General features: G+C 47.6%; 21 protein-coding genes. 18 read left to right on the top strand and 3 right to left on the bottom strand.

The window, feature by feature from the left end:
- Positions 1-2: 2 nt before the first annotated feature.
- The 13 genes from kdpB (at position 3) to KO531_RS04520 (ending at position 16,765) form a co-directional block, all read left to right on the top strand.
- Positions 3-2,021 (top strand): potassium-transporting ATPase subunit KdpB, encoded by a 2,019-nt coding sequence (gene kdpB / locus KO531_RS04580; RefSeq protein ID WP_219250493.1) that lies wholly within the window; start codon positions 3-5, stop codon positions 2,019-2,021.
- Positions 2,022-2,030: 9 nt separating this feature from the next.
- The gene (gene kdpC / locus KO531_RS04575; protein WP_219250492.1) at positions 2,031-2,630 is read left to right on the top strand and encodes a potassium-transporting ATPase subunit KdpC; all 600 of its coding nucleotides are present in this window, start codon (positions 2,031-2,033) and stop codon (positions 2,628-2,630) included.
- A 34-nt stretch (positions 2,631-2,664) separates the two neighbouring features.
- Positions 2,665-3,426: a TorF family putative porin gene (locus KO531_RS04570; RefSeq protein ID WP_219250491.1), complete on the top strand. Its 762-nt coding sequence runs from the start codon at positions 2,665-2,667 to the stop codon at positions 3,424-3,426.
- A gap of 2 nt (positions 3,427-3,428) precedes the next feature.
- On the top strand, positions 3,429-6,089 hold the full coding sequence (locus KO531_RS04565; protein WP_113939544.1) for a sensor histidine kinase KdpD: 2,661 nt from the start codon (positions 3,429-3,431) through the stop codon (positions 6,087-6,089).
- 49 nt (positions 6,090-6,138) lie between these two features.
- Positions 6,139-6,822, top strand: a complete 684-nt coding sequence (locus tag KO531_RS22595; RefSeq protein ID WP_028760150.1) for a response regulator — start codon at positions 6,139-6,141, stop codon at positions 6,820-6,822.
- A 301-nt stretch (positions 6,823-7,123) separates the two neighbouring features.
- Positions 7,124-7,540, top strand: a complete 417-nt coding sequence (locus KO531_RS04555; RefSeq protein WP_006081403.1) for a CBS domain-containing protein — start codon at positions 7,124-7,126, stop codon at positions 7,538-7,540.
- Between the two features lie 116 nt (positions 7,541-7,656).
- A complete protein-coding gene (hrpA, locus tag KO531_RS04550; RefSeq protein ID WP_219250490.1) occupies positions 7,657-11,538 on the top strand; it encodes an ATP-dependent RNA helicase HrpA in 3,882 nt (1,293 codons plus the stop codon).
- Positions 11,539-12,143: 605 nt separating this feature from the next.
- Positions 12,144-12,302: a nitrate reductase gene (locus tag KO531_RS04545; RefSeq protein WP_028760147.1), complete on the top strand. Its 159-nt coding sequence runs from the start codon at positions 12,144-12,146 to the stop codon at positions 12,300-12,302.
- A gap of 43 nt (positions 12,303-12,345) precedes the next feature.
- On the top strand, positions 12,346-12,603 hold the full coding sequence (locus tag KO531_RS04540; RefSeq protein ID WP_028760146.1) for a chaperone NapD: 258 nt from the start codon (positions 12,346-12,348) through the stop codon (positions 12,601-12,603).
- A 2-nt stretch (positions 12,604-12,605) separates the two neighbouring features.
- Entirely contained in the window at positions 12,606-15,095 is a 2,490-nt protein-coding gene (gene napA, locus KO531_RS04535) for a nitrate reductase catalytic subunit NapA (protein ID WP_028760145.1), read from the top strand.
- Between the two features lie 10 nt (positions 15,096-15,105).
- Complete coding sequence (locus KO531_RS04530) at positions 15,106-15,591, top strand: nitrate reductase cytochrome c-type subunit (protein ID WP_028760144.1); 486 nt, start codon at positions 15,106-15,108, stop codon at positions 15,589-15,591.
- Positions 15,592-15,599: 8 nt separating this feature from the next.
- The gene (locus KO531_RS04525) at positions 15,600-16,187 is read left to right on the top strand and encodes a cytochrome c3 family protein (RefSeq protein WP_028760143.1); all 588 of its coding nucleotides are present in this window, start codon (positions 15,600-15,602) and stop codon (positions 16,185-16,187) included.
- Positions 16,188-16,393: 206 nt separating this feature from the next.
- A complete protein-coding gene (locus KO531_RS04520) occupies positions 16,394-16,765 on the top strand; it encodes a DUF1801 domain-containing protein (protein WP_242068418.1) in 372 nt (123 codons plus the stop codon).
- Positions 16,766-16,891: 126 nt separating this feature from the next.
- Here the strand turns inward: KO531_RS04520 and asnS are convergent, their stop codons facing one another.
- Positions 16,892-18,292: an asparagine--tRNA ligase gene (gene asnS, locus KO531_RS04515; RefSeq protein ID WP_105252305.1), complete on the bottom strand. Its 1,401-nt coding sequence runs from the start codon at positions 18,290-18,292 to the stop codon at positions 16,892-16,894.
- A 150-nt stretch (positions 18,293-18,442) separates the two neighbouring features.
- Between asnS and KO531_RS04510 the strand changes: the two genes are divergently transcribed.
- Positions 18,443-18,778 (top strand): hypothetical protein, encoded by a 336-nt coding sequence (locus KO531_RS04510; protein ID WP_113939548.1) that lies wholly within the window; start codon positions 18,443-18,445, stop codon positions 18,776-18,778.
- Positions 18,779-18,845: 67 nt separating this feature from the next.
- Here the strand turns inward: KO531_RS04510 and KO531_RS04505 are convergent, their stop codons facing one another.
- Both KO531_RS04505 and pabB read right to left on the bottom strand, forming a co-directional pair.
- A complete protein-coding gene (locus tag KO531_RS04505; protein ID WP_219250489.1) occupies positions 18,846-19,433 on the bottom strand; it encodes a CoA pyrophosphatase in 588 nt (195 codons plus the stop codon).
- A 30-nt stretch (positions 19,434-19,463) separates the two neighbouring features.
- Positions 19,464-20,876, bottom strand: a complete 1,413-nt coding sequence (gene pabB, locus KO531_RS04500) for an aminodeoxychorismate synthase component I (RefSeq protein WP_219250488.1) — start codon at positions 20,874-20,876, stop codon at positions 19,464-19,466.
- 119 nt (positions 20,877-20,995) lie between these two features.
- Between pabB and KO531_RS04495 the strand changes: the two genes are divergently transcribed.
- The 4 genes from KO531_RS04495 (at position 20,996) to KO531_RS04480 (ending at position 26,687) form a co-directional block, all read left to right on the top strand.
- Entirely contained in the window at positions 20,996-22,540 is a 1,545-nt protein-coding gene (locus KO531_RS04495) for a fumarate hydratase (protein WP_219250487.1), read from the top strand.
- A 290-nt stretch (positions 22,541-22,830) separates the two neighbouring features.
- Positions 22,831-24,882, top strand: a complete 2,052-nt coding sequence (locus KO531_RS04490) for a S9 family peptidase (RefSeq protein WP_113939551.1) — start codon at positions 22,831-22,833, stop codon at positions 24,880-24,882.
- Positions 24,883-25,131: 249 nt separating this feature from the next.
- Positions 25,132-25,590 (top strand): GNAT family N-acetyltransferase, encoded by a 459-nt coding sequence (locus tag KO531_RS04485; RefSeq protein WP_219250486.1) that lies wholly within the window; start codon positions 25,132-25,134, stop codon positions 25,588-25,590.
- Positions 25,591-25,751: 161 nt separating this feature from the next.
- Positions 25,752-26,687 (top strand): M14 family metallocarboxypeptidase, encoded by a 936-nt coding sequence (locus tag KO531_RS04480; RefSeq protein ID WP_028760134.1) that lies wholly within the window; start codon positions 25,752-25,754, stop codon positions 26,685-26,687.
- The last annotated feature ends 25 nt before the right edge of the window (positions 26,688-26,712 follow it).

Here is a 26,712-nt window from a genome sequence, read left to right as displayed (position 1 = left end):
TCATGCATAAACCTGCTCAAATATTAGATAGCGCCGGCGTGAAGCAAGCTGCCTTTGGTGCTGTAAAGAAAATGTCCTTAGTGAGTATGGCTGGCAACCCTGTGATGTTCGTAGTGATGGTCGGCGCTTTACTCGCCGCTTTGATCACTGGACAAAAGTTCTTCAATGGCGAGATGGTTGGTTTTGAGTTAGCCACGACCCTTATTCTTTTGCTTACCGTGTGGTTTTCTAACTTTGCGGAATCCGTGGCAGAGGCAAGGGGTCGCGGACAAGCGGCCAGCTTAAAGTCGGCGAAAGAGGCCTTGCAGGCTCGGCGTATACGCCACGGTGAGTTGGAATCAGTATCCGCAACTTTGCTTGTCAAAGGCGATAAGGTGAAGGTTTTACAGGGTGATTATATTCCTGCCGATGGTGAAATCATTGAAGGGATAGCCACGATCAACGAATCGGCGATTACCGGTGAATCTGCGGCTGTGCTGCGTGAAGCGGGTACAGATCATTCCGGTGTGATTGGCGGCACTAAGGTACTTACGGGTGAAATTACTGTGCTGGTTGCCAACGATCCTGGGAATAGCTTCTTAGATCGTATGATAGGGCTGGTCGAAGGGGCGAAGCGTCAGAAAACACCGAACGAAACGGCGTTGACTGTGCTACTTGCATCATTGACTGCGGTTTTCCTCATCGTGGTGGTGACTTTGCCACCCATGGCGGGTTTCGTCGGTGCAAGCCTTGATTACACTATGTTAATTGCGCTGTTAGTGTGTTTGATCCCTACGACGATTGGTGGCTTGTTACCTGCCATTGGTATTGCAGGCATGAACCGCGCCTTAGCCGCCAATGTGGTCGCTAAATCGGGTAAAGCCGTGGAAGTTGCGGGGGATATCGATACGTTACTGCTAGATAAAACTGGCACTATCACTTTCGGTGATCGTCAAGCGACCGCATTTTTACCCGTGAAAGGCATTGCAGCTGAGATGTTGCGTGATGCGGCGGTGCTGTCTTCCCTCGATGACCCCACCCCTGAAGGGAAATCTGTACTCAAATTGGCCATAGATTTGGGCGCGGTGTTACCCGTCAAACCTACGGATGCGACTTTTATCCCATTTACACCGGAGACTCGGGTTTCTGGGGTCATTTTAACCGATGGTATTCAAGGCATTAAAGGCGCGGGCGATGCGATGCAGTTTTGGGCGCAGCAGCATCAAATTCACTGGCCTGAATCTGTTAACGCGCTTATCCGCAAAGTGGCTTTGCAGGGGGGCACTCCCTTAGTCGTCGCCAGTGGCACGCACATTTTAGGGGTTATAGCCTTAAGTGACGTGATTAAGCCAGGCGTTGCGGAGCGGTTTGCCCGTTTAAGGGCGCTCGGTGTACGGACCATCATGGTGACAGGGGATAATCCGCTAACGGCTGGCGTGATTGCCGCCGAAGCTGGGGTCGATGATTTTGTCGCTGAAGCTAAACCTGAGGATAAACTTGCCCTTATTCGCGCAGAGCAGGCCAAAGGTCGATTAGTGGCTATGGTGGGGGATGGTACTAACGATGCGCCGGCATTAGCGCAGGCCGATGTAGGTCTTGCGATGAACTCAGGTACCCAAGCCGCTAAAGAAGCTGGCAATATGGTGGACTTGGATTCAGATCCCACTAAATTACTGGCTATCGTTGAAGTCGGAAAACAATTGCTGATTACCCGCGGCGCCTTGACTACATTCTCCCTCTCCAATGATGTGGCTAAGTATTTTGCCATTATTCCAGCGGTATTTGCGGGGGCTTTACCTGCGATTGGTGCGCTGGATCTGATGCAGCTTCACAGCCCAACCTCAGCCGTACTCGCAGCGCTCGTATTTAACGCTCTTATCATTCCCGCCTTAATTCCATTGGCATTAAAAGGCATCAAACTCAGACCCATAAGTGCCGAAAAATTACTGCGAAATAACATGCTGATTTATGGCTTAGGTGGGGTGATTTTACCCTTTGTCGGCATTAAAGCGCTCGACTCAATCATTGCACTTATGCTCTAGGAGACAGTAATGAATTCAATCGTATATTCCACTAAAACCCAACATGTTGTTATGGGATTGAGAGCCAGTCTCGCCCTGTTATTTGTGTGTGGCGTTGTCTATACCGGCACTGTGACTCAGCTCGGTGGCGCTTTATTTCCCGAACAAGCTAAGGGCAGTGTGATCCACAGGGATAATGTTGCTATGGGTTCTGAGTTCATCGCTCAGCCCTTTGTTAATCCAGCCTATTTTTATAGTCGGCCGAGCGCTGTCGGTTACGATCCTATGGCGACAGGTGGTAGTAACCTTGCGCCGAGTAACCCGGCGTTACGTGAACGTGTGATGGCAACAAGCCAAGAAATCCAAGCTAGGGAATCCGTTCAGGCCGCTGATATCCCTGTGGATTTACTCGCCACATCGGGCGCGGGACTTGATCCTCATATTTCACCCGCAGCGGCCAAACTGCAAGTTGCGCGCGTGGCTCAGGCTCGACAGTTAGCCGAACCACAAGTGTTGACCTTAGTGGCGCAATTTATCGAACCACCGCAGTGGGGCATTTTTGGGCAAGCGCGCGTCAATGTGCTCAAGCTCAACCTCGCTCTCGACCAGATTGCTAAACACGCTCAATAAAACAATATTCTACTGAATTTAAGGATAAATTTTTATGTTACCGATTAAGTCTGCTCCTTGTTCGCGCCTCTGTGCGGGTGTAATGATGGCATTATCTTCACTCTCTATGGGCGCGTTTGCCAGCACTGAGGCTCAAGGGGGGAATGCCTCTTGGCAGAGTCAAGGGAGTGTGATGCTCATCAGTGATTATGCGTTTCGCGGTATTTCTCAAACTGATGAAGGACCTGCAGTTCAAGCAGGGTATACCTTAAACCATGATTCTGGTTGGTATGGCTCGCTTTGGGGCAGTAACATCGAATTTGGGGATGGAAGTTTAGAACTCGACTTGTCCGCTGGCTGGGCTAAAGATTGGGATAATGGCTTAACAACGGACCTAGGCGTGATACGTTACCAATACTCGCAGGACGATACCGACCTGAGTTATAACGAAATTTATGCTGTGGTAAGCTACGCCGATGCTAAGTTAGGGCTGGTTTATTCTCCTGATTATTTTGGCGAGAATGTGGACGATTTTCAGTATGTTTATGCCAGTTATGAGCCGCAGCTGTTCTCTAATGTCAGCTTAGTACTGCATCTTGGGAGCAATTTTTTTGCTTCTCAGCAAGATATGGCACTGTTTTTAGGTTCTATGGCCGCTAGCAATAGCCACTATTTAGATTGGCGAGTTGGGCTGAACCTCAATATGACTGAGCAGGATGTGTTGAGTGTCGGTTATGTCGATACGGATTTATCGCAGAGTCAGTGCCAGTCCCTGTGTGATGCGCGCTGGATAGTGAGTCTTTCAAGGAGTTTCTAATCGTGGTACCAATCAGTCAAACACAGCAAGCCAATGCGCTCTTAAGTCAGATACAGCAAAATGATAAAGGTAAACTGACGGTTTTTCTTGGGGCGGCACCTGGCGTGGGCAAGACCTATGCAATGCTCAGTGCGGCAAGGGAAATGGCCCAGCAAGGTGTCGATTTGCTGGTTGGACTGGTGGAAACCCATGGGCGTGCCGATACCGAGGCCATGGTAGCGGGTTTTGAGGTATTGGCACGTAAACCCATTGATTATCATCATAATCGTTTAACGGAATTCGATTTGGATGCAGCGCTGCTTCGTCGGCCTAAGCTTATCTTAGTCGATGAGTTGGCCCACACGAATGTCCCCGGTAGTCGCCATAAACGGCGCTATCAAGACGTCGCAGAATTATTAGCTGCGGGCATTGATGTCTATACCACAGTCAATATCCAACATTTGGTCAGTTTGAATGATCTGGTTTTGCAAATTACTCAAGTGCGGGTACGGGAAACCGTCCCCGATCGCTTCCTTGATGAAGCCCATGAAATTATATTTGTTGATTTACCGCCATCAACACTCATCGAACGCTTACAGCAAGGCAAAGTTTATCTGCCAGAGTATGCTCGCTCGGCTTTAGATGCTTTTTTTTCGGTCTCGAATTTGACTGCACTGCGCGAATTGGCAATGAAAAAAGTCATAGAGCGAGTCGATGCAAAACTGATTTGTGAACTCGATGCCAAAGCACAGGGAACGGATTTTGTTCTCAAAGACAGATTGCTGGTTTTAGTGAGTAACAGCAGTGATCATCAGTATTTGATCCGCATAGGTCGGCAGATTGCCGAGCGGCGGCAAATTCCTTGGTTAGTGCTTTGGGTCGATACTGGCAAAGCGCTGGGCCTTTATCAGCGGAAAAGGCTAAATGAGGCCTTTGCTTTAGCGAAGGAACTTGGCGCGCAGACTGAAGTATTACGCGACACGAGCAGTTATCAGGCCATTTTACCTTACATAGCCCTGCATCGAATTAACACAGTATTAGTCGGCGCGGGTGTGAAACGCACCTATCCTTGGTGGCGTAAAAGGCTGTATCAACGTTTGATTGAGTCTGGTTTACCTGTTGAGGTGAGTGTCTATCACGCACCCGAAAACCAAATGCAAGTACGAGATCCCATTACGCCTAAAGCCAGTTTTGGTGATCTTCGAGGCCATATTCTTGGGCTGATTGGCGTGGTGGTTATTTTTCCGCTGGTGGCATTTTTAGATACTTGGCTCAGTAATGGCAATCTGGTGTTGTTATATGTTTTCTTGATTGTCAGCATTGGTTTAACCTATGGCGCTAGGCCTGCCATGGCAACCGCGGTGTGGTCTTTTTTCAGCTTTAATTTCTTTCTTACTGATCCCAAATTTACTATGAATGTAAATAGTCAGGATGATATTGCCACTTTAATCTTTTTGATGTGTATAGGGCTTATCAGTGGACCGGCGGCATCTCGGATCCGAAATCAGTTTATTTTGCTGCGTGAGTCAAATCGTTATGCTGAAACCTTAAAAGATGTTGCCCAAGAATTATCGGTCGCCGATGATGAAAAAGCCCTTTGGCAAACGATAGGGCGCAAGATTGCTGGTTCAGTGAATGCCGATTGTTATATTGTTTTGCAGCGTAAAGACGGTCAGCGATCCTATTTACCGCTGCTGAATACGCCATTTAACGACCTTGATTTAGCCGCAATCGATTGGACCTTGCGCCATGGGCAAGCTGCGGGGCGTTTGAGCGATACCTTGAGCGCATCGGGTGTGAGTGTGTTCCCCATTGAACTTGAAGGTACGACAATTGGCGCGGCGATTTTAGATTGGCAACCCACAGTCAACGAACTCAGTCCGTTTGATAGAGAGCTTATTCTGGCCATGTTACAGCAAGGCGCTAATACATGGCGGCGTATTCAGTTAGTGTCAGATCTTGAATCAGCACGGGTGAAAACAGAAATTGAGCAGTTACGTTCCGCATTATTATCGTCAGTGTCTCACGATCTAAAATCACCACTCTCAGCCATGATGGGGGCGGCGGAGAGCTTAAAACTATTGAATAAACAATTGCTAGAGGCCGACCGTAACGAGCTACTTGATACTATTTTGCAAGAAAGCCGTCGTTTGGACAGCTATATCCAAAATCTACTCGATATGACACGCCTGGGTCATGGCACTTTGAGCATAGAGCGTGATTGGGTTTCGGCAGATGACATTATTGGCAGCGTACTTGGCAGGCTTAAACGCTATTTCCCTAATGCAATCGTTGAATATCACAGAGAAAAAGAACCCCCACTCCTATTTGTGCATGCGGCGCTGATTGAGCAAGGATTATTTAACATTCTAGAGAATGCTGTTCGATTTTCACCACCAGAAGAGCCTATTTGTATTGAATTGACCATTTCTAATCACCGTTGCTGTATTGCAATTGAAGACAGAGGGCCAGGGATTCCCGCCAGCCATAGGGATCAAATTTTCGATATGTTTTATGTGGTTGCCGATGGCGATCAGAAAAAACAGAATACAGGTATGGGGCTGGCTATTTGTAAAGGCATGATAGCTGCACACGGCGGTAGTGTTCGCGTTACCGATTGCCTACAGGGGCAAGGCACTCGTTTTGAAGTTGAATTGCCGTTAGACTATCCCGTTCCTGGCTAATCATTTTTAGCCAAAATATCCTTAATAAACCACAGAATGGACTAGAGACGTGGCAATAAAAATCGTGGTTATCGATGATGAGACCCAAATACGCCGCATGCTGCGGATTGCACTCACCAGTGAGGGCTATGACGTTACCGAAGCTGAAAATGGTCAGCAAGGGCTCGCAGCTGTTGCTCGACAGCAACCTGAATTAGTTATTTTGGATTTAGGCTTGCCGGATATGGAAGGCCATCAAGTGCTACAGGAGTTACGGGGATGGTCCGATGTTGCTGTGATTGTATTGTCGGTTCGTAATCAAGATAAAGAAAAAGTCGCAGCATTAGATGCAGGCGCGCAGGATTATGTGACCAAACCCTTTAGTGTGGAAGAGTTACTGGCAAGGGTGCGGGCGATTTTAAGGGACCATATCAAACCTGAAAAATTACCCATATTAGATGACGGCAAGTTACAGATTGATTTAAGTCGCAGGCTGGTTAAAGTTGATCATCAAATTGTCGAACTCACACCCAAGGAATACGCAGTATTGTCTAAATTGGCGTCGTCACCTAACTGCGTTGTCACTCAGACTCAGTTGCTCAAAGAAATTTGGGGACCCGCTCATACAGAAGACACACATTATCTACGGATTGTGGTCAGTCACTTAAGGCAAAAATTAGGCGACTCCCCGAGTGAACCTCAGTATGTGCGGACTGAGCCCGGTGTAGGCTATCGCTTTTATATCGACTTATAGCTTGTATCAATAGCGAATTTAAATGCGTTGGAATGACAAGTAAAATGATCACCGAAGACGGATGGTATTATCTGCCGCCATTGAAGCTCAATCGGATACTTGCCTGATTTCAGTTTGTAGTGTTCGCTTCAGTTAACTCTAAGTTGCTCTTTCTGGCTGCCTTTGTTGGCGCTATTTTTGTCCTGTTAGCTCTTGTTGACATAGGGTTTATGCACTAGATAAGCCCAATCGATATAAATCGCACATTCTTGCCGATATTTTGACTAGACTACAAACGTAGGGTTAATTCGAGGGAAAGACTATGGACTTAATTAAAATCCGCGACCATATGGATCGTCAGCCCGTGTTGCTGCGCGCTAATATGTCGCTCGCGACTGCGGTCGAAAAGCTGTTAGATAATAATAAAATGGGCGCAGCAGTGGTTGATGATGCGGGCGATTTGGTGGGCTTTTTATCCCAGCAGGATTGTTTGGCTGTGATGATCAAAAGTAGCTATCACTGTGATATGACCTCAGTGGTGAAGGATTGCATGCGAACTGAAGTGCTGTTTGTTGGGCCAGATGACAGTATTTTGCAGCTCGCCGAACAAATGCTAGGGCCTAAACCTAAGGTGTATCCAGTGGTTGAACATGGCAAAGTGATTGGCACGATTAATCGCACCAATGTGCTCAAAGCCATGAATATCTATATGCAACAATGTTATCTGTCACCGGTTTAATCTAAGTCGAGCCAGTGCGAAACTGACACGCCATATACTGAGGGCAGAGTAAATTAGCAATACCATTACGCCACTTTCCTTGCTAGGATCGCCGTTTTTGATGCTAGCAATGGAATTTGGATTTGAACTCAGACAAACATCCGCTATCGAACGCCTTTCTTAATCTTTGTTATCAGAGCGACGCGTCGCGGATCCGTCGTCGTTTATTTAAGCTCAATAAAGAAGCCGACTCAGATAAAAAGACCCAAGTCTTAGCTCAGCTGAGCGAGCAAGCGCAGGCGGCGTTTGAGAAGGTTGAGCAGCGCCGTAACGCTCGCCCTAAAATCCACTATCCTGAAAACCTGCCTGTTTCCTTGATGCGCGATGATATTGCACGCGCGATTGCGGGCAATCAAGTGGTGATCATCGCCGGTGAAACGGGCTCGGGCAAAACGACCCAGTTACCTAAAATCTGTTTGGAATTAGGCCTAGGTTGCCGTGGCATGATAGGCCACACCCAGCCACGACGTTTAGCAGCCCGCAGTGTGGCGAGCCGAGTCGCAGAAGAATTACAAAGTCCGCTCGGTGAAGTGGTTGGCTTTAAAGTGCGTTTTGCCGATGCGCTTAAGAGTGACTCTTATATCAAGTTGATGACCGACGGTATTTTACTGGCGGAATTAACCTCCGATCGTAATCTTGATCAATACGATACCATCATCATAGATGAGGCCCACGAGCGCAGCCTCAACATCGATTTTATTCTGGGCTACCTCAAACAAATTCTCAAAAGACGCCCCGATCTCAAAGTTATTATCACGTCGGCGACCATAGACGTTGAGCGTTTTTCTAAGCATTTCAACAATGCACCTATTATCGAAGTGTCGGGCCGTACCTTTCCGGTCGAAACCCGTTACCGACCTTTAGTGCAAGATAGCGATGCCGATTTAGATCAAATCGAAGGCATTTTTGCCGCCGTCGATGAACTGGTGGCCGAAGGGCTGGGCGATATTCTGATCTTTATGAACGGTGAACGGGAAATTCGCGATACGGCCGAGCAATTGAGTCGGCGTAATTACCGCGATACCGAAATTTTGCCGCTGTACGCGCGTTTATCCTATGGCGAGCAGTCCAAAGTTTTCAGTAGTCACAGAGGTCGGCGGATTGTATTAGCGACGAACGTGGCGGAAACTTCGTTGACTGTGCCGGGCATTCGTTACGTTATTGACCCTGGTACGGCGCGTATCAGCCGTTATAGCTATCGCACTAAGGTGCAACGTTTACCGATTGAACCTATCTCGCAGGCGAGTGCCAATCAGCGCCAAGGCCGTTGTGGCCGTGTAGGGCCGGGTATTTGTATCCGTTTGTACGATGAGGCGGATTTTAATAATCGTCCGGCGTTTACCGATCCTGAAATCTTGCGCACTAACTTGGCTTCGGTCATTTTGCAGATGCTGGCCATCGGTTTGGGTGATATCGCCGGTTTCCCCTTTATCGAGCCACCCGATCCACGCCATATCCGCGATGGTTTCCTGTTGCTCGAAGAATTACAAGCGGTTGAGAGCAAACACGGCAAGCTAGTGCTGACACCACTTGGGCGCAACTTGGCGCAAATTCCTGTGGATCCGCGTTTGGCGCGTATGGTGGTCGAGAGTCAGCAGTTAGGTTGTTTGAACGAAGTGTTAGTGATTGCCGCGGGCTTATCGATTCAAGATCCCCGCGAACGTCCGATGGAGAAGAAGCAAGCCAGTGATGAAGCCCATCGGCGTTTTGCCGATCCCAGTTCCGATTTCGTCAGCTGGATAAACCTGTGGCAGCATTTAAAAGATCAACAAAAAGAGTTATCTGCTAGCCAGTTCCGTAAAAAGTGCCGCGATGAATATTTAGCCTATTTGCGCGTTCGCGAGTGGCAGGATTTATACGCCCAGCTTAAGCAAGCCGTACACGATTTAAAGTGGCGCCTAAACGATACGCCAGCCAATTATGACAGCTTGCACCGCGCGCTCTTATCGGGCTTATTGAGCCATGTGGGTTTTAAAGATAACAATAACGAGTACTTAGGTGCGCGTAATCGTAAATTCTTTGTATTCCCAGGTTCACCACTGGCCAAAAAAGGCCCTAAGTGGATCATGGCGGCTGAGCTTACCGAAACCTCACGCTTATTCGCTCGCTGCTGCGCCAAAATCGAACCCGAATGGCTAGAGCCCTTAGCGGCGCATTTGATCAAGAAAAGCTATGTGGAGCCCCATTTTGAGGCAAAACCTGGCAGCGTTATCGCCCTTGAGAATCAAGTGCTCTACGGTTTGACGGTTGTGCACCGTCGTAAAGTGCAATACGGCCCCATCGATCCCGTTGAAGCGCGTGAGATTTTTATCCGCAGCGCTTTGGCAGAAGGGCAGTTACAGACCCAAGAAGCATTTTTTGTCGCTAACCAAAAGCTGCTCGAAGACATTGAATCCCTCGAGCATAAATCCCGTCGCCGCGATATTTTGGTGGACGAGCAAGTGTTGGTGGACTTTTACGAGCCGCGGATCCCGGAAGGGATTTACAACGCCCAGCTGTTTTTTGGCTGGTGGAAGAAGGCAAAGCGCGAGCAACCGGATTTACTCGATTTCAGCAAAGCACTGTTAATGCAGCGCAATGCCGACCATATTTCGACCTTGGATTTCCCCGATACGTGGCACAAGGGCAATTTGCGCCTGCAGCTGAGTTATCACTTTGAACCTGCGGCGGCGGATGATGGCGTGTCGGTGCACATTCCGGTGGCGCTGCTTAATCAAATCGACGATAGCGATTTTGATTGGCTAGTGGCAGGGCTAAGGGAAGAAAAGTGCATCGCACTGATCAAATCTCTGCCTAAGAGTTTACGACGTAACTTTGTACCCGCGCCTGACTATGCCCGCGCTTGTGTGCAGGCCATGGTGCCTTTTAGTGCCAGTTTGCTTGAGGCCATGTGCAAGCAATTATTGCGCATGAGTGGCACGCGTATATCGCCGGAAGATTTTGATTTAACGCAACTGCCCGCGCATTTGCAGATGAACTTTAAAATCGAAGACGATAAAAACAACTTAGTGGCTGAAGGTCGGGTGCTCGATATCTTAAAAGCCGAGTTACAAGGCGTGGTGGCTAAGGCCATTCGTCAGGTGGCGGATAAAGGTATAGAGCAAGAAGCGTTAACTGAGTGGTCCTTTGGCGATTTGCCGCAGCAATATCAGCAGCAAAAAGGCAATTACCAAGTGCGGGCGTTTCCGGCGCTGATCGATAAAAAAGACAGTGTTGCGATCAAATTATTTGATGATGAATTTGAGGCCTTAGATGCCCATCGCCAAGGTCTGCGACGGTTATTGCTGCTAAACATTCCATCACCGGTGAAACACTTACAGCAAGCTTTGCCGAATAAGGCGAAATTGGCGATGTATTTCAATCCCTTCGGTCAAGTGCAAATCTTGATTGATGACATTATTGCCGCCGCTGTGCAGCAATTGTTGGATGAAAAAGCCCTCGATGTGCGTAATCAAACCCAATTTGAGCAGGCAAAGGACTGGGTTCGCCAAGAACTAAACCCGACCGCCGAGCAAATTGCATTGAAGGTTGAGCAGATTTTGACCTTGTATCAGAGCATTAAAAAGCGTCTTAAGGGCAAAATTAGCTTAGATATTGCCTTTGCTATGAGTGATATTCAAAGCCAATTAGACAAGTTAGTGTTTAAAGGGTTTGTCGAATCCTGTGGTTGGAATCGGTTAGCCGATGTGGCGCGTTACTTAAAAGCGATTGAAATCCGTGTCGAGAAGTTGCCCGTTGATCCGACCCGTGACCGTTTGCATATGCAGAGCATCAACAAGGTTCAAGAAGCTTTAATCGCACAACTGGCTAAAGTACCGCGTTCTATGCCAACACCGCCTGCGTTAATCGAGGCACGCTGGATGATTGAAGAGTACCGTGTTTCCTGTTTTGCGCAGGTGTTAGGCACGGCTTATCCGATATCTGAAAAGCGCATTTTGAATCATATTCAACAGGTTTAATGGACTGATTTAAAGGTTGAACTGAGCGCCTTTGTCCGATTAATGTAACAATAACGCGATCAAAAAATGACTAAATAAACCGAGAAAACTAACTATTTTCTCGGTTTTTTATTTTCCCTATGCTTACTCTGCTCACGCGATATACCTCCAGTGATGCGCCATGAAATGAGCGCTTTTTCTGGGTGGCAGCGATGCTTTTATGCCGAATATCTTTCTTTTGGGATCAAGTCGTTATCTCGCATGTTTTAACACCTTTCTATTGCCTACTCCTTTATGAATACTCAGTTTTTTTTTGCGGGTTTTCTGTTGTTTTCTTGCAGTGATTTATCCATTTCAGTCGCCTATTAATCATAAAATCAATTCAAAAACCTAACTTGTAATTGCAAAAAACGTTTAAAAACTGAGATCTGACGAATACTCACATCAAATTGATGATCTGGATCAAGCATCATCCGCTTTACCAATTTGGAGGTATACATTTTGTTAACAACTAAAAGGTATGATCGCTTCGTGATCCAAAGATGCAATAGATATACATAAAACCTGCCGCTGGCGATTTTTTGCAGCGCATTCAAAGTGGCAGGAACACACCTCTTGGAGGATGCATGAGTGCTAGCACCGCAGAAGAAAAATCCTTAGAACTGAAAATCTTTATCTTTTTAACCGTGTTTCTCGCACCGTTATTGTCCGTACTACTGGTCAGTGGTCTGGGCTTTGCTATTTGGTTCAGCCAAATTTTGACGGGTCCACCGGGCGCTGGTTAAACGTAACATCATCAAATAGTTAAAAATAAGAGTGGAATGTCGGATGAGCAAAGAACTCCATATCACCAGTTTAGTGGTGCAGGTCTTACCGCAGAAAATGGCAGATGTTAGACAACAGATAATGACCATTGAAAATGCCGAACTTTCCGTCAACAACGAAGTGAAATTGGTCGTCGTGATCGAAGGCGAGACGCAACGCGCCTTGATGGACAGTATCGAAGCGATCAATGCCATTCCGGGCGTGTTATCAGCCACTATGGTTTACCACCAGAGTGAAGTGCTCGAAGAGGGTGAAGAATGAATATGAACAGACGTGACTTTATTAAGGCCAATGCGGTGATTGCCGCTGCAGGCGCCGCTGGTTTAGCCTTGCCCGCAGGCGCAAGCAACTTAATTACCAGCTCAGAACAAACCAAATTAGAGTGGAATAAAGCCCCATGCCGTTTTTGCGGCACGGGCTGCTCTGTGATTGTCGCAACTCGCGACGGCAAAGTGGTTGCCACCCATGGCGATGCCAACAGTGAAGTGAACCGTGGGCTCAACTGTATCAAGGGCTATTTCCTATCGAAAATCATGTATGGCAGCGATCGCTTAACAACGCCTATGCTGCGGATGACAGATGGCAAATACGACAAGCACGGTGAGTTTTCGCCCATCAGTTGGGACAGTGCCTTCGACATCATGGCGCAAAAATGGAAAGAAACCATCAAAGCTAAAGGGCCAACCGCCGTGGGCATGTTTGGCTCGGGCCAATGGACAGTGTGGGAAGGTTATGCTGCCGTTAAGCTGATGAAAGCGGGTTTTGGCTCGAATAATATCGATCCGAATGCGCGTCACTGTATGGCGTCAGCTGTGGTCGGGTTTATGCGCACCTTCGGTATCGACGAACCTATGGGTTGCTATGACGATATGGAAGCCGCCGATGCCTTTGTCCTTTGGGGCTCGAATATGGCGGAGATGCACCCGATCCTCTGGAGTCGAGTGACAGACAGACGTCTCAGTGCCAGCCATGTAAAAGTGGCCGTGTTGTCGACTTTTGAACACAGATCCTTCGATTTGGCCGACTTGCCGATCGTGTTCACCCCGCAAACCGATTTAGCCATTTTGAACTACATAGCTAACTACATCATTCAGAATGATAAAGTGAACTGGGACTTCGTGAAGAAACACGTTAACTTCCGTCAGGGCACAACAGATATTGGTTATGGTTTACGTCCGACACATCCCCTTGAGAAAAAAGCGAAAAATGTTAAAACGGCGGGGGATTCAACCCCAATTGATTTTGAGACATTTAAAGCCTTCGTGGCGGATTATAGCGTCGAAAAAGTCAGTAAGTTGTCGGGCGTACCCGAGGATAAACTGATTGCGCTGGCCAAGCTGTATGCCGATCCCGACATCAAAGTGACCTCATTTTGGACCATGGGTTTTAACCAACATACCCGAGGTGTGTGGTGTAACAACCTGATTTATAACATTCATCTCTTGATGGGTAAAATTTCAACCCCAGGTAACAGTCCATTCTCTTTGACGGGTCAACCATCAGCCTGTGGCACGGCCCGTGAAGTGGGGACGTTTTCCCATCGCTTACCCGCCGATATGGTCGTGACCAATCCTGAACACAGAAAGCATGCCGAAGACATTTGGAAGATCCCAAGCGGCATTATTCCACCTAAACCCGGTTATCACGCTGTCGAGCAAAACCGTCGTCTAAAAGATGGCGACTTAAATTGTTACTGGGTGCAAGTGAACAACAATATGCAGGCGGGCCCAAACATCAATGAAGAAGGTTTACCGGGTTACCGTAATCCTGCCAACTTTATCGTGGTGTCCGATGCCTATCCGACGGTGACGACTCAAGCGGCCGATTTGATTTTGCCCACCGCTATGTGGGTGGAAAAAGAGGGCGCCTATGGTAACGCCGAGCGCCGCACTCAGTTTTGGCATCAAATGGTGCAGGCACCGGGTGAGTCCCATTCGGATCTGTGGCAATTGATGGAGTTTGCGAAGCGTTTCACCACAGACGAAGTCTGGCCTAAGGATGTATTAGCGGCGAACCCTGAGTTCAAAGGGAAAACCCTATTCGAAGTCCTGTATCAGAACGGTAATGTTGATAAGTTCCCACTTGCGGATGCCGATCCTAAGTATTTGAACGATGAGGCTAAACACTTTGGCTTCTATGTCCAAAAAGGCTTATTCGAGGAATATGCGACCTTTGGCCGCGGCCATGGCCACGATCTCGCCCCATTTGATGTTTACCATGAGGCTCATGGTCTGCGTTGGCCTGTGGTCGATGGTAAAGAAACTAAGTGGCGCTTCCGTGAAGGCACAGATCCTTATGTTAAGGCGGGTAAGGGCTTTGAGTTTTACGGTCATCCCGATGGTCGTGCGGTGATTTTCGCTTTGCCCTATGAACCTGCCGCAGAAGCGCCCGATGAAGAATATGATATCTGGTTGTCGACGGGGCGAGTGCTGGAACACTGGCATTCGGGTTCTATGACCCAACGTGTGCCTGAGTTATATCGTGCCTTCCCCGATGCCGTATGTTTTATGCACCCTGAAGATGCGAAAAAACGCGGTCTGCGCCGTGGCGATGAAATTCGCGTTGTGTCCCGTCGCGGTGAAATTAAGACCCGAGTTGAAACCCGTGGCCGCAATAAACCGCCCGTGGGTTTAGTGTTCGTGCCTTGGTTTGATGCTAGCCAGCTCATTAATAAAGTCACTTTAGATGCGACAGATCCCTTGTCAAAACAAACTGACTTTAAAAAGTGTGCGGTGAAGATCGTCAAGGTTTAAGGAGAACACGATGAAAACCCTAAAATTAGTCTCAGCGATCGGTTTATTGGTATTTGGCTCATTCATCATGACCAGTGTGTCTGCCGCCAGTATTCCCGAAGATAAAATTGATACCCTGCGCCAAGCGCCTATCAATGTCGAGCCTACGCCACCTGCGATGCAAAGTGTGCGTAATACCGATGTGAAGGAAGTGCGCAGCTATCCCATGCAACCACCTGTGATCCCACACAAGATCGACGGCTATCAGCTTGATCTTAAAGTGAACAAGTGTATGGCTTGCCATGCTCGTAGTCGCATTGGGGATTCGCAAGCGCCTATGGTCAGCGTCACGCATTTTATGGACAGGGACAATAACTTTTTAGCCGAGTTATCGCCGCGCCGCTATTTCTGCACTCAGTGTCATGTGCCGCAGTTGGATGCCAAGCTACTGGTCGAAAACGACTTTGTGGATATGGAACATCTGATCAAAGCCAACACTGAGCAGAAAAAACACTAGGAGTTAGCATGTTAGATAAACTGAAAAAAATCTGGCAGGTACTCAATCGTCCGAGTGTGCATTACAGTTTAGGTTTTTTGACCTTAGGTGGTTTTGTGGCAGGGGTGATTTTCTGGGGCGGGTTTAACACTGCCCTAGAAGTGACCAACCAAGAAGCTTTCTGTATTGGTTGCCATGAGATGGAAAATAACGTCTATCAAGAGCTACAGACGACGATTCATTTCACTAACCGCAGTGGCGTGCGGGCGACGTGTCCTGATTGCCACGTACCGCATAACTGGACCGATAAAATTGCCCGTAAGATGCAGGCATCTAAGGAAGTGTGGGGTAAGGTTTTTGGGACGATTAATACCCGTGAGAAGTTTGAAGATAAGCGTCGTGAACTGGCAGAACATGAGTGGGCAAGATTAAAGGCCAATGATTCGCTCGAGTGTCGTAACTGCCATAACTTCACTTACATGGACTTTACTCGCCAATCACCCAGAGCGGCGCAGATGCACTCAACGTCACTGGCAAGCGGCGAAAAGACCTGTATCGACTGCCACAAGGGGATTGCTCATCATCTCCCTGATATGGCCGGAGTGAAGGGGTTTTAATCTAGGGCGCAGTGTTTATCCGTGTGACTTAGCTTTGCTAAGTTAGACAACTCCAGCAAAAGGCCAAGCGTACTCCACGCTTGGCCTTTTTATTGGCACGTCACTATTCAATTTCTTGGGGATGCTTCAATAGGGTATTATTCAGTCCGATTAGCGCGCTACAATCTGGCTGAGATAGTCTTGCTTGTATGAGAGGTAAAGAGATCATGATGGAAGATCAACCGCAACTTGAAAAACTGTTAGAAGATATTTTATGTACCAGCCCGAGTCTGTTTGAAATAGTGCAGGGGGTGCGACAGGAGGTCAAAACCGCCGCTACCACATCGTCGCGGGCCATTACTGAAGCCGTTAAGTACGGCGGTATACTCTTTAGCACTAAAGCCAGTTTTTGTGGTGTGTTTGCCTATAAACAGCATGTTTCATTGGAGTTTAGCTCAGGCGCGAATCTTAGCGATCCACACAAGGTTCTCGAAGGCAGTGGCAAATTTCGTCGCCATATTAAGTTGGTGTCAATCGATGATATTGCTGCCAAGCGAGTCGCGGAATATATTGCGCAGGCGTTGAGTCTGGCGGATTAATGGTTGTTTAGCCGCATGATGTGACTAAAAACGGACGAATAAAAAAGGAGCTGAATATTCAGCTCCTTTCGTTTTGCTAAGGCTTAATAGAGATGTCTTAGCTATGCAGTACCAAGTTAAGGGAGATTAGAAGTTCGCAGTGCGCGGTGCACGTGGGAAAGGGATAACATCACGAATGTTGTTCACGCCCGTCACATAAGATACTAAACGCTCAAACCCTAGACCAAAACCTGCATGTGGCACTGTGCCATAACGGCGCATATCACGGTACCACCAGTAATCTTCTTGGTTCAGATCCATTTCGGCTAAACGCATATCCAGCACGTCTAAACGCTCTTCACGTTGAGAGCCACCGATGATCTCACCAATACCTGGGGCTAACACGTCCATTGCGGCAACGGTTTTACCGTCATCGTTTAAGCGCATGTAGAAGGCCTTGATATCTTTTGGATAGTTTTTCACTACCACAGGGGCTTTGAAGTGTTCTTCGGCTAAGTAACGCTCATGCTCAGAAGATAAATCGATACCCCAAGACACTGGGAACTCGAAGGTTCTGCCACAGTTTTGCAGAATTTCAACCGCATCCGTGTAATCCACTTGAGCAAAATCGCTTGAAACGAAAGATTGCAGACGGTCGATCACAGTCTTATCAACGTGTTGGGCGAAGAAGGTTAAATCGTCCATACGCTCAGTCAATACGGCATTGAACGCGTATTTCAACATAGCTTCGGCAAGGCCTGCGATGTCGTTTAAGTTAGCGAAGGCGACTTCAGGCTCAACCATCCAGAATTCCGCTAAGTGGCGGCTAGTGTTTGAGTTTTCAGCACGGAAAGTCGGGCCAAAGGTATACACCTTTGACAGTGCACAGGCGTAGGTTTCAGCATTCAACTGGCCTGATACGGTCAGGAAAGCTTCTTTACCGAAGAAATCTTTATCGTAATCGACTTTACCTGCTTCAGTACGCGGCAGGTTTTCCATATCTAAGGTCGATACGCGGAACATCTCACCGGCGCCTTCGCAATCTGATGCTGTGATAAGTGGGGTCGATACCCAAATAAAGCCTTCTTCATGGTAGAAGCGGTGAATCGCTTGAGATAGACAGTTACGTACGCGAGCAACGGCACCAATAATGTTAGTGCGTGGGCGTAAGTGCGCTAATTCGCGTAAATGTTCAATTGAGTGACGCTTAGCGGCCATTGGGTAAGTGTCTGGATCATCAACCCAGCCAGCGACTTCAAGTTCAGTCACTTGCAGCTCAAATGCTTGGCCTGCACCAGGAGATTCCACCACGTCGCCTGTCATCACAACAGAACAACCCGCAGTCAGCTTTAACACTTCGTTGTCGTAATTATCTAAGCTATTGGGCACGACACCTTGGATAGGATTAAAGCAAGAGCCGTCGTAAACAGCTAAAAAAGAGATGCCGGCTTTAGAGTCACGACGGGTTCTGACCCAGCCACGCACTGTGACTTTAGAACCGACGGCGTGCTCACCTTTAAATACAGATGCGACAGATGCAATGCTCATTGTTGCTTAATTCTCCAACGAAACGTTTTATATGAAAATTTTGGAGGTTTATATTACCTTGCTGGTGGCTTTTCTCAAGCTGAAAAAGGTATCCTGAGGTTAATAATATCGATATTGAGCGATATAGTGAGTTAAACGGCGGGAGGCGGTATGAGCAAGACTAGAATATTTCAAATTATCCTTGCGACCTTATCCATTTTAGGCTGGGCAATAGCCGTCTATGCGCTATTAGTGTTTAGTGATGCAAGGCCAGACCGTGAAGTTGGGGCCTATTTGACCCGTGGCGCGACATTTAGAGTCCATTGGGATCCACATGAAACCCAATTATTGCAGTATTTGATTTGGGTTTGTGGCGGTATTAGTTTGGTCAGTTTAGCGTTTAACTATTATGTCGCCCATCACAGTCGTATGGGTTATTGGTTTAATATTCCCATGTTGCTGTTAACCTCTATTGTCGCTGGTTTGTATATCCACTTGGTGGTTTAAGCTAGTCATCATTGTTTGGCTAATTTAACAGTTTGGCTTTTTAACGGTTTAGCAATGGCAAGTGAAGTCAGAGGATATCGGCAGGAATACTTAATTGGCGGCACAGATGGTCGATAATCGCGGCAGTCGCACCCCAGATAAACCGTTGTTGATAGGGAATAAAATGCACGCTGTAATAGCGCCCTTGGCGTAAAAAGCGTTTTTGGTGGCGATTATTCGGTTCAATAAAAAAGCTTAATGGCACGGTAAAGCAATCGGCTACCTCACCGGGATCGAGTTTTAAATCAAATGCCTGCTTGATAATGCCAATCACAGGGGTGATTTCAAACCCTGTGAAGGTATTGTGGGCTGGAAACGTGCCCACCACGTCGACGTTATGCCTTGAGAGTCCAATTTCCTCTTCTGCTTCCCTTAACGCGGCCGCAATCGCATCAATATCATAGGGCTCAATTTTACCGCCGGGGAAACTGATCTGCCCCGGATGAGCGCGAAGGTGCATCGGTCTTTGGGTCAAAATTAGATTTAGTTCACCGTTGATATCCTGCAGCGGGATCAACACCGCAGCTTTGCGCAGTCCAAGGTGAGGGAAGGCCGCCGGATCTTGCAGCGCTAAAGGGTGCAGATTAAATCTGAGTCTAAATTCCGCTTGATCCATCGACGTTCTCGTTACTGTTTAGTTTTAAAGTTACGGCTTTTGCGGCTCTGCGCCAAGCAAAGGCAAAATCCGGCTGATCTTATCAAAGGTTTCTTGGTATTCAGCATTCACTTCTGAATCCGCCACTATGCCGCCGCCCGCCCAGCAATAGAGTTTCCCCTGCTCAGACACAATAGTGCGAATGGTAATACTGGTATCCATTTGACCGTCTTGGCTGATATAACCCATAGATCCACAATAAAGGCTGCGCCGTGAAGGTTCGAGCTCTTCGATAATTTCCATGGCACGAATTTTCGGTGCGCCGGTAATTGAGCCGCCGGGAAACGCCGCGCGCAGTAAATCGCTGGCGCTGTACTTAGCATCGAGCTTGGCCGTTACTGTACTGACAAGGTGATGCACCGCAGGAAAACTTTCAATCTCAAATAGATGCGGTACACGTACTGAGCCTGCTGCCGCCACTTTGCCAATATCATTACGCAGTAAATCGACAATCATGACATTTTCGGCGCGATCCTTTGGTGAGTTTGCCAGTGTATTGGCGGCTTTCACATCCAATGCGGGATCGGTATGACGCGGCAGCGTGCCTTTGATAGGTTTGGTTTGAATATCGTCACCGCGAAGCTGAATAAAGCGCTCGGGTGAAATCGATAAAATCGTGTTTTGCGGCAGACGCATAAAGGCCGAGAAGGGCGCTTTATTGGCATTGCGCAGTTGGCTATAGGCCGACCACTCATCGCCTTGATAATAGGCTTCAAATCTTTGGGTTAAATTTATTTGATAGCAATCACCGCTGTGTAAATAGGCTTGAACTGCTGCAAATTTTGCCGTGTATTGGGCTTTGTCTATCTGTGCTGTCCATGGGCTAGTAAGCACAAATGTGGCAGAATTTGGCTTTTTAGTGATTTTATCTTGAATTTTATTCAACTCAATGTCGAGTGCCGTTTCACCTAAATAATGCAGTAAATGCCAACACTGGGCTTGGTAATCAAAAACTAACGCCCAGTCGTAAAAGCCGATGTTCATCTCTGGCAGTTGAATATCTTGCTTGGCCGTTATCGGCAGGGATTCAATTCTGCGGCCTAAATCGTAGCTAAAACTGCCCATTGCGCCACCACTAAAGGGCAAATCACAATCAAAAGATTTTGAATACCAATGGGTTAATAAAGTGTTGAGTAACTCGAAGGGATCACGGTTTGGGTCTATTGCCTCGGGTAAGCTCAAGTTCGTATCGATGAGCTTTATATCGCTACGCTCGCCCTGAGTCACTAACGTTGCGATAGGATTGGCGCAAATGATGTCGAATTTGGCGTCTTGATGCGGCGCGTTCGCCGAATCTAACAGAATTGCCCAAGTGTCATTTGCAAAGTGTTCGAACAGTGCTGCGGTACTTAATGTCCAGTCAAGTTGGCGTGATGCAAGCTGTTTTGACGCCCTAATTGCCATCGATTAACCCTATTCAAAATGTGATGTAGCCCAAAAAGATGTGAAAGAGTATCATATTGGCCCAGAAAGAATTAAACAAAAACAAGTTAGGCCGCAAAGGCTGCTGGAGCGCTCCTACTATGTCATCTCACCATAAAATGTCTGAAACTTCTGTGATTAAACAAGCCGACTTTATTGAAAGTGTGGCGGATGCTTTGCAATACATTTCTTATTACCACCCGAAGGATTTTGTTGATGCCATGAGCCAAGCTTATGAGCGTGAACAAAGTGCGGCGGCGAAGGATGCGATTGCCCAGATCTTAATTAACTCTCGTATGTCGGCCGAAGGTAAGCGTCCTCTGTGTCAAGACACTGGGATTGTGACCACTTTCGTGAAAGTGGGTATGGGTGTCCAATGGGACAAAACCGATATGACGATCCAGGAAATGGTCGACGAAGGTGTTCGTCGTGCCTATACCAATCCTGATAACCCACTGCGCGCATCAATAGTGTCAGATCCTGCTGGCAGCCGTAAAAATACCAAAGATAACACCCCATCTGTGGTGCATATCGACATGGTGCCTGGCAACCACATCGAAGTGGCGATTGCAGCCAAAGGCGGCGGCAGTGAAAACAAAGCTAAGATGGTGATGTTAAACCCATCTGACGATATCGCTGCATGGGTAGAAAAAACGCTACCGACCATGGGTGCGGGCTGGTGTCCACCGGGTATGCTGGGTATAGGCATTGGCGGCACGGCAGAAAAAGCGGCCGTATTAGCCAAAGAAGCGCTGATGGAAAGCGTGGATATCCATGAGTTGCTCGCCCGTGGCGCGCAAACGACCGAAGAAAAGCTGCGTTTAGACATTTTTGAGCGCGCGAACAACTTAGGCATAGGTGCCCAAGGTCTTGGCGGTTTAACCACAGTGTTAGACGTTAAAATCAAATCGGCGCCCACCCATGCGGCGTCAAAGCCAGTGGTGATGATCCCGAACTGCGCGGCTACACGCCACGTACATTTCCATTTAGATGGCTCAGGTCCTGCGGAATTAACGCCGCCATCATTGGCCGATTGGCCAGAAATCACCCGTGAAGTGGGTGATGATGTGCGCCGCGTGAACTTAGATACTGTGACTCAAGCGGATATCGAGCAGTGGCAGAGCGGTGAAACCATTCTGCTGAGCGGTAAAATGCTCACAGGTCGCGATGCTGCCCATAAGCGCATTCAAAGCCTGATTGAAAGCGGTGAAGGTCTGCCAGAAGGCGTGGACTTTACGGGTAAATTTATTTACTACGTTGGCCCCGTTGATCCAGTCGGTGCTGAAGTTGTCGGTCCTGCGGGCCCAACCACAGCAACCCGTATGGATAAATTCACTGACTTAATGTTAGAGAAAACTGGTCTTATGGGCATGATAGGTAAAGCTGAGCGCGGCCCTGCGACAGTTGAATCAATCAAAAAACACAAAGCGGTATATCTGATGGCCGTTGGCGGCGCTGCGTATTTAGTGTCTAAAGCGATTAAATATTCTCGCGTCGTGGCCTTTGCTGATTTGGGCATGGAAGCGATTTACGAGTTTGATGTGCAAGATATGCCAGTGACTGTGGCTGTGGATTCGCATGGTGTGAACGCCCATGAAACTGGCCCAGCAATTTGGAAAGTGAATATCGCCAACGCGAAAGCGTAAAGGTGAGGATGCAGCGGATTGAACTTGATGGCTTTTTAAGCAAAACAGCTTAAGTTTGAGTTCTGATATCTGTTCTTGAGGTAAAACGTTGCGCCACTGACATTTTGTCACAAAAAAATACGCTCAGGTTCGCCATTTGGCTTGCCTGAGCGTTTTTGTTTCGATAGTGTGGCAAGCTTATCTTCGAAAGATACGATCTCAGATCGTTTTTTAACATTCGTGTTTGCAGCAATGATGATTATCGAATATTTGCAAGCCTCGAACCTGTTCAACAAAAGACGGACATAACAATGAAAATAGCTCCTCTCCTATTGGCGCTCGGCGCTGCGGGACTGGCGTTATCAGCCCAAGCGGCCGATCCAACGCCTTTTACTGTGCAACAACTCATTAAACTCAATAAGATGCACTCTGCGACTGTGTCCCATGATGGCACTAAATTAGTTTATGGTCTTAAAACGGTAAACGATAAGGGAGAGGCCAGCTCGGATCTGTATCTATTAGATTTGATAGACACGAAGGCGAAACCACTGCAATTGACCTCTGCCACGGGCACTGAGCACGATGTGAGCTTCGCCAATGACGACAAGTCGATTTATTTCCTTGCCAGTCGCAGTGGTTCAAGCCAGTTATTTCAACTGCCATTAACGGGCGGTGAAGCGGTACAAGTTTCTGATTTACCTTTGGATATTGATGGCTACAAATTATCAAACGACGGTAAACAAGTTGTACTCAGCATGCGTGTATTCCCCGAGTGTAAGGACTTAGCCTGCTCAAAGGATAAATTTACCGCCGAAGCTGAGCGTAAATCGACTGGCCGTGAATACAAGCAGTTAATGGTTCGCCATTGGGATACGTGGGAAGACCACGCCCGTAACCACTTATTTGTTGGCGCTGTAAACGGTGAAAAACTGACTAAAGTAGTGGATGTGACTCAAGGTTTAGATACTGAAACGCCGCCAAAACCTTTCTCGGGTATGGAAGAAGTAACTTTCACCCCAGACGGTAAGTTTGTGGTTTATAGCGCGAAAGCCCCTAGCAAAGATCAAGCTTGGACCACTAACTATGATTTGTGGCAAGTGCCAGTGACAGGCGGCACCGCAACCAACTTAACCAAAGACAATCTTGCATGGGATGCGCAGCCAACATTTTCGAGCGATGGTCGTTACATGGCCTATTTAGCAATGAAAAAACCGGGTTTTGAAGCAGATCGTTACGGCATTATGCTGCGCGATACTAGCACAGGCCAAACCAAAGAAGTTGCGCCATTATGGGATCGCAGCCCAAGCTCACTGATGTTTGCTCCTGACAATCGTACCTTGTATGTGACGGCACAAGACCTAGGTCAAGTCTCTATTTTCCAAGTGAATACCCAATTTGGCGATGTGCGTTCTGTCTACAGTGATGGCACGAACAGTTTAATTGCGGTCACTAACGAACAACTGATTTTCGATAGCAAAACCTTAGTTGAACCGGGCGATCTCTATAGCATTACGACTGAAGGTGAAGGGCTTAAACGTCTGACCGAAGTGAATAAAGACAAATTGGCCGAGATCAAGTTTGGTAAGTTTGAACAGTTCAGCTTTAAAGGTTGGAATAACGAAGACGTTTACGGTTACTGGATCAAACCGGCGAACTTCCAAGAAGGGAAAAAATACCCAATTGCCTATCTCGTTCACGGTGGGCCGCAAGGTTCATTTGGTAATGCCTTCAGTGGTCGTTGGAATGCCCAATTATGGGCGGGTGCGGGTTATGGCGTCGTTATGGTGGATTTCCACGGCTCTACTGGTTACGGCCAAGCCTTTACTGATTCAATCAGCCAAGATTGGGGTGGTAAGCCATTAGAAGATCTGCAAAAAGGCCTAGCAGCGGTGAGCCAGCAACAAAAATGGCTCGATCCGCAAAACACCTGTGCGCTCGGAGGTTCTTACGGCGGCTACATGATGAACTGGATCCAAGGTAACTGGAACGACGGTTTCAAGTGCTTAGTTAACCACGCGGGTCTGTTCGATATGCGTTCTATGTATTACGTGACCGAAGAAGTGTGGTTCGCAGAGCATGAGTTTGGCGGCACTTATTCAGATAACAAAGCGTTATATGAGAAGTTTAACCCAGTGAATTATGTTGAAAACTGGAAAACACCCATGCTGGTTATCCACGGTGAGAAGGACTTCCGCGTCCCTTATGGTCAAGGTTTAGCGGCATTCAGTTTTATGCAGCGCAAAGGGATCCCATCAGAGTTATTGATTTTCCCTGATGAAAACCATTGGATCTTAAAACCTGAAAACTTAGAGCAATGGTATGCTAATGTCTTCGGTTGGATGGACCGCTGGACTAAGCAATAACGACCCGTGCGTTTATGGGCTTTGCACCGACGAAAGCCCATAGAAGCAAGGCTCGCCCTGATAGGATTATCATCGGCAAGTCATTTAATGCTCAACTGACAATCAAAGTATTTTTAGTCTGTATTTAAACTAAGCGTTTTCTGACCAAGTGTATTTTGATTAAGTGCCTTTTGATTCAGTATCTTAAAAAGCCAGACTTTGTTCTGGCTTTTTATTGTGTCATGAAATGTTTTTAATCAAGGAGTTAAGATGAAAATTCGAGCCGCAACCTTAACTGACATCCCTGAAATAAGCGTATTACTCACTCAATTAACCCAAGAATTTATCGCCCCAACTTGCACTGCTGAGGGCGCTGCAATCTTAGTCAATGCCATGTCGATAGAGGCGATTGGTAGCTACTTTGCTATGGGTTATCAGTACCATGTCGCCATAACGGACTCAGGCCAACTCGCAGGCGTAGTGGGGATGAAGGCGAATAGTCACTTATACCATCTCTTTGTCGCCTCCCATGCGCAGGGGAAAGGCGTGGCGCGAATGTTGTGGGAACATGCCAAAGCTCAATGTTTAGCCCAAGGCAATTCGGGCATATTTACCGTGAACTCGGCGCTGAATGCGCAGGCTGTGTACTTAGGCTTTGGCTTTGTGCCCCTTGGACCCGAGCGAGAACGCGGCGGGATCCGCGATATTCCCATGCAGCTAGTGCTTTAGGTTGACTGTACTCATTTATCATCCGAACACGAGCACTATCATTCGACTGAATAGTAATTCAACGAAAAAGCTTGAGCGAAAAGAGCTTGAATTAAAGCACTAGAGTGCAAAGAACTTGAATAAAAAGAACTTTACCGAATAGAACTAAAAATAGAGGAATTATGGCAAATTTAACATTTTATCCCATCGGCACCGTAGGCGAAAAATGGGGCGAGGCTGAAAAAGCCGCATGGCTGGCGAGTACCCAAATCAAGCGTTCGTATCAGGACGATGTCGTGACGCCACTCAAGGCGATGGAAGCAGCACTCTTGGCACTTGGGCTTACCGTTGTGCAATATGGCGCCTTGTCGATAAATGCGGAGCGTTATCCCTTGCTTGCGGTTAAGTCAGCGTCCTTCGATCCTCAAAAACTGACAGTATTAGTCACGGGTGGCGTGCACGGTTACGAGACCAGCGGTGTTCATGGTGCCTTGGCATTTTTAGCGGATAAGGTGGCGCATTATGTTGATCGCGTCAATCTTGTGATCGCCGTGTGCGTGAGTCCTTGGGGTTACGAAACCATCAACCGTTGGAACCCTAAGGCTATCGATCCTAATCGCTCATTTTATGCCAATAGCCCAGCGGAAGAATCGGCGGCCTTGATGGCCTTAGTCGCATCCGTAGAGCAAGATTTTGATGTGCATGTGGACTTACATGAAACCACTGATTCAGATGAATTAGAATTTCGTCCAGCGCTTTGCGCCCGTGATGGAAAAGAGTACGTCAAAGGTACTATCCCAGATGGTTTTTATGCTGTGGGTGATACCGAAAACTCAATGGATGCCTTTCAGAAAGCTATTATTGATGGTGTGAGTAAAGTGACGCACATTGCTCCTGCCGATGAGAAAGGCGAGATCATTGGCTCGACTGTGGTGCAGCACGGGGTGATTAACTATCCGCTTAAGTCATTAGGGCTTTGCAGCAGTGTCACTGGCTGTATCTATAACACAACGACAGAAGTGTACCCAGATAGCCCAACGGCCACGCCTGCCGAATGTAATCTGGCGCAGGTTGCAGCCATCACCAGCGCCATTGATTATGTACTGGCACAGCGTTAGTCACAGTTTGTTGTGATGTTCAGCT

Source organism: Shewanella sp. NKUCC06_TVS, assembly GCF_019345515.1.
Lineage (GTDB): Bacteria > Pseudomonadota > Gammaproteobacteria > Enterobacterales > Shewanellaceae > Shewanella > Shewanella oncorhynchi.
Note: the sequence above shows the minus strand (reverse complement) of the source record. Positions and strands in the feature narration are given on the sequence as shown.

Coding starts and splice junctions, on each gene's coding strand:
- KO531_RS04570 (WP_219250491.1), top strand. CDS start 2,665: ATGTTACCGATTAAGTCTGCTCCTTGTTCGCGCCTCTGTGCGGGTGTA.
- KO531_RS04545 (WP_028760147.1), top strand. CDS start 12,144: ATGAGTGCTAGCACCGCAGAAGAAAAATCCTTAGAACTGAAAATCTTT.
- KO531_RS04490 (WP_113939551.1), top strand. CDS start 22,831: ATGAAAATAGCTCCTCTCCTATTGGCGCTCGGCGCTGCGGGACTGGCG.
- asnS (WP_105252305.1), bottom strand. CDS start 18,292: ATGAGCATTGCATCTGTCGCATCTGTATTTAAAGGTGAGCACGCCGTC.
- KO531_RS04480 (WP_028760134.1), top strand. CDS start 25,752: ATGGCAAATTTAACATTTTATCCCATCGGCACCGTAGGCGAAAAATGG.
- KO531_RS04540 (WP_028760146.1), top strand. CDS start 12,346: ATGAGCAAAGAACTCCATATCACCAGTTTAGTGGTGCAGGTCTTACCG.
- kdpB (WP_219250493.1), top strand. CDS start 3: ATGCATAAACCTGCTCAAATATTAGATAGCGCCGGCGTGAAGCAAGCT.
- KO531_RS04485 (WP_219250486.1), top strand. CDS start 25,132: ATGAAAATTCGAGCCGCAACCTTAACTGACATCCCTGAAATAAGCGTA.
- KO531_RS04510 (WP_113939548.1), top strand. CDS start 18,443: ATGAGCAAGACTAGAATATTTCAAATTATCCTTGCGACCTTATCCATT.
- KO531_RS04525 (WP_028760143.1), top strand. CDS start 15,600: ATGTTAGATAAACTGAAAAAAATCTGGCAGGTACTCAATCGTCCGAGT.
- KO531_RS04530 (WP_028760144.1), top strand. CDS start 15,106: ATGAAAACCCTAAAATTAGTCTCAGCGATCGGTTTATTGGTATTTGGC.
- KO531_RS04505 (WP_219250489.1), bottom strand. CDS start 19,433: ATGGATCAAGCGGAATTTAGACTCAGATTTAATCTGCACCCTTTAGCG.
- KO531_RS04520 (WP_242068418.1), top strand. CDS start 16,394: ATGATGGAAGATCAACCGCAACTTGAAAAACTGTTAGAAGATATTTTA.
- kdpC (WP_219250492.1), top strand. CDS start 2,031: ATGAATTCAATCGTATATTCCACTAAAACCCAACATGTTGTTATGGGA.
- napA (WP_028760145.1), top strand. CDS start 12,606: ATGAACAGACGTGACTTTATTAAGGCCAATGCGGTGATTGCCGCTGCA.
- pabB (WP_219250488.1), bottom strand. CDS start 20,876: ATGGCAATTAGGGCGTCAAAACAGCTTGCATCACGCCAACTTGACTGG.
- KO531_RS04495 (WP_219250487.1), top strand. CDS start 20,996: ATGTCATCTCACCATAAAATGTCTGAAACTTCTGTGATTAAACAAGCC.
- KO531_RS04555 (WP_006081403.1), top strand. CDS start 7,124: ATGGACTTAATTAAAATCCGCGACCATATGGATCGTCAGCCCGTGTTG.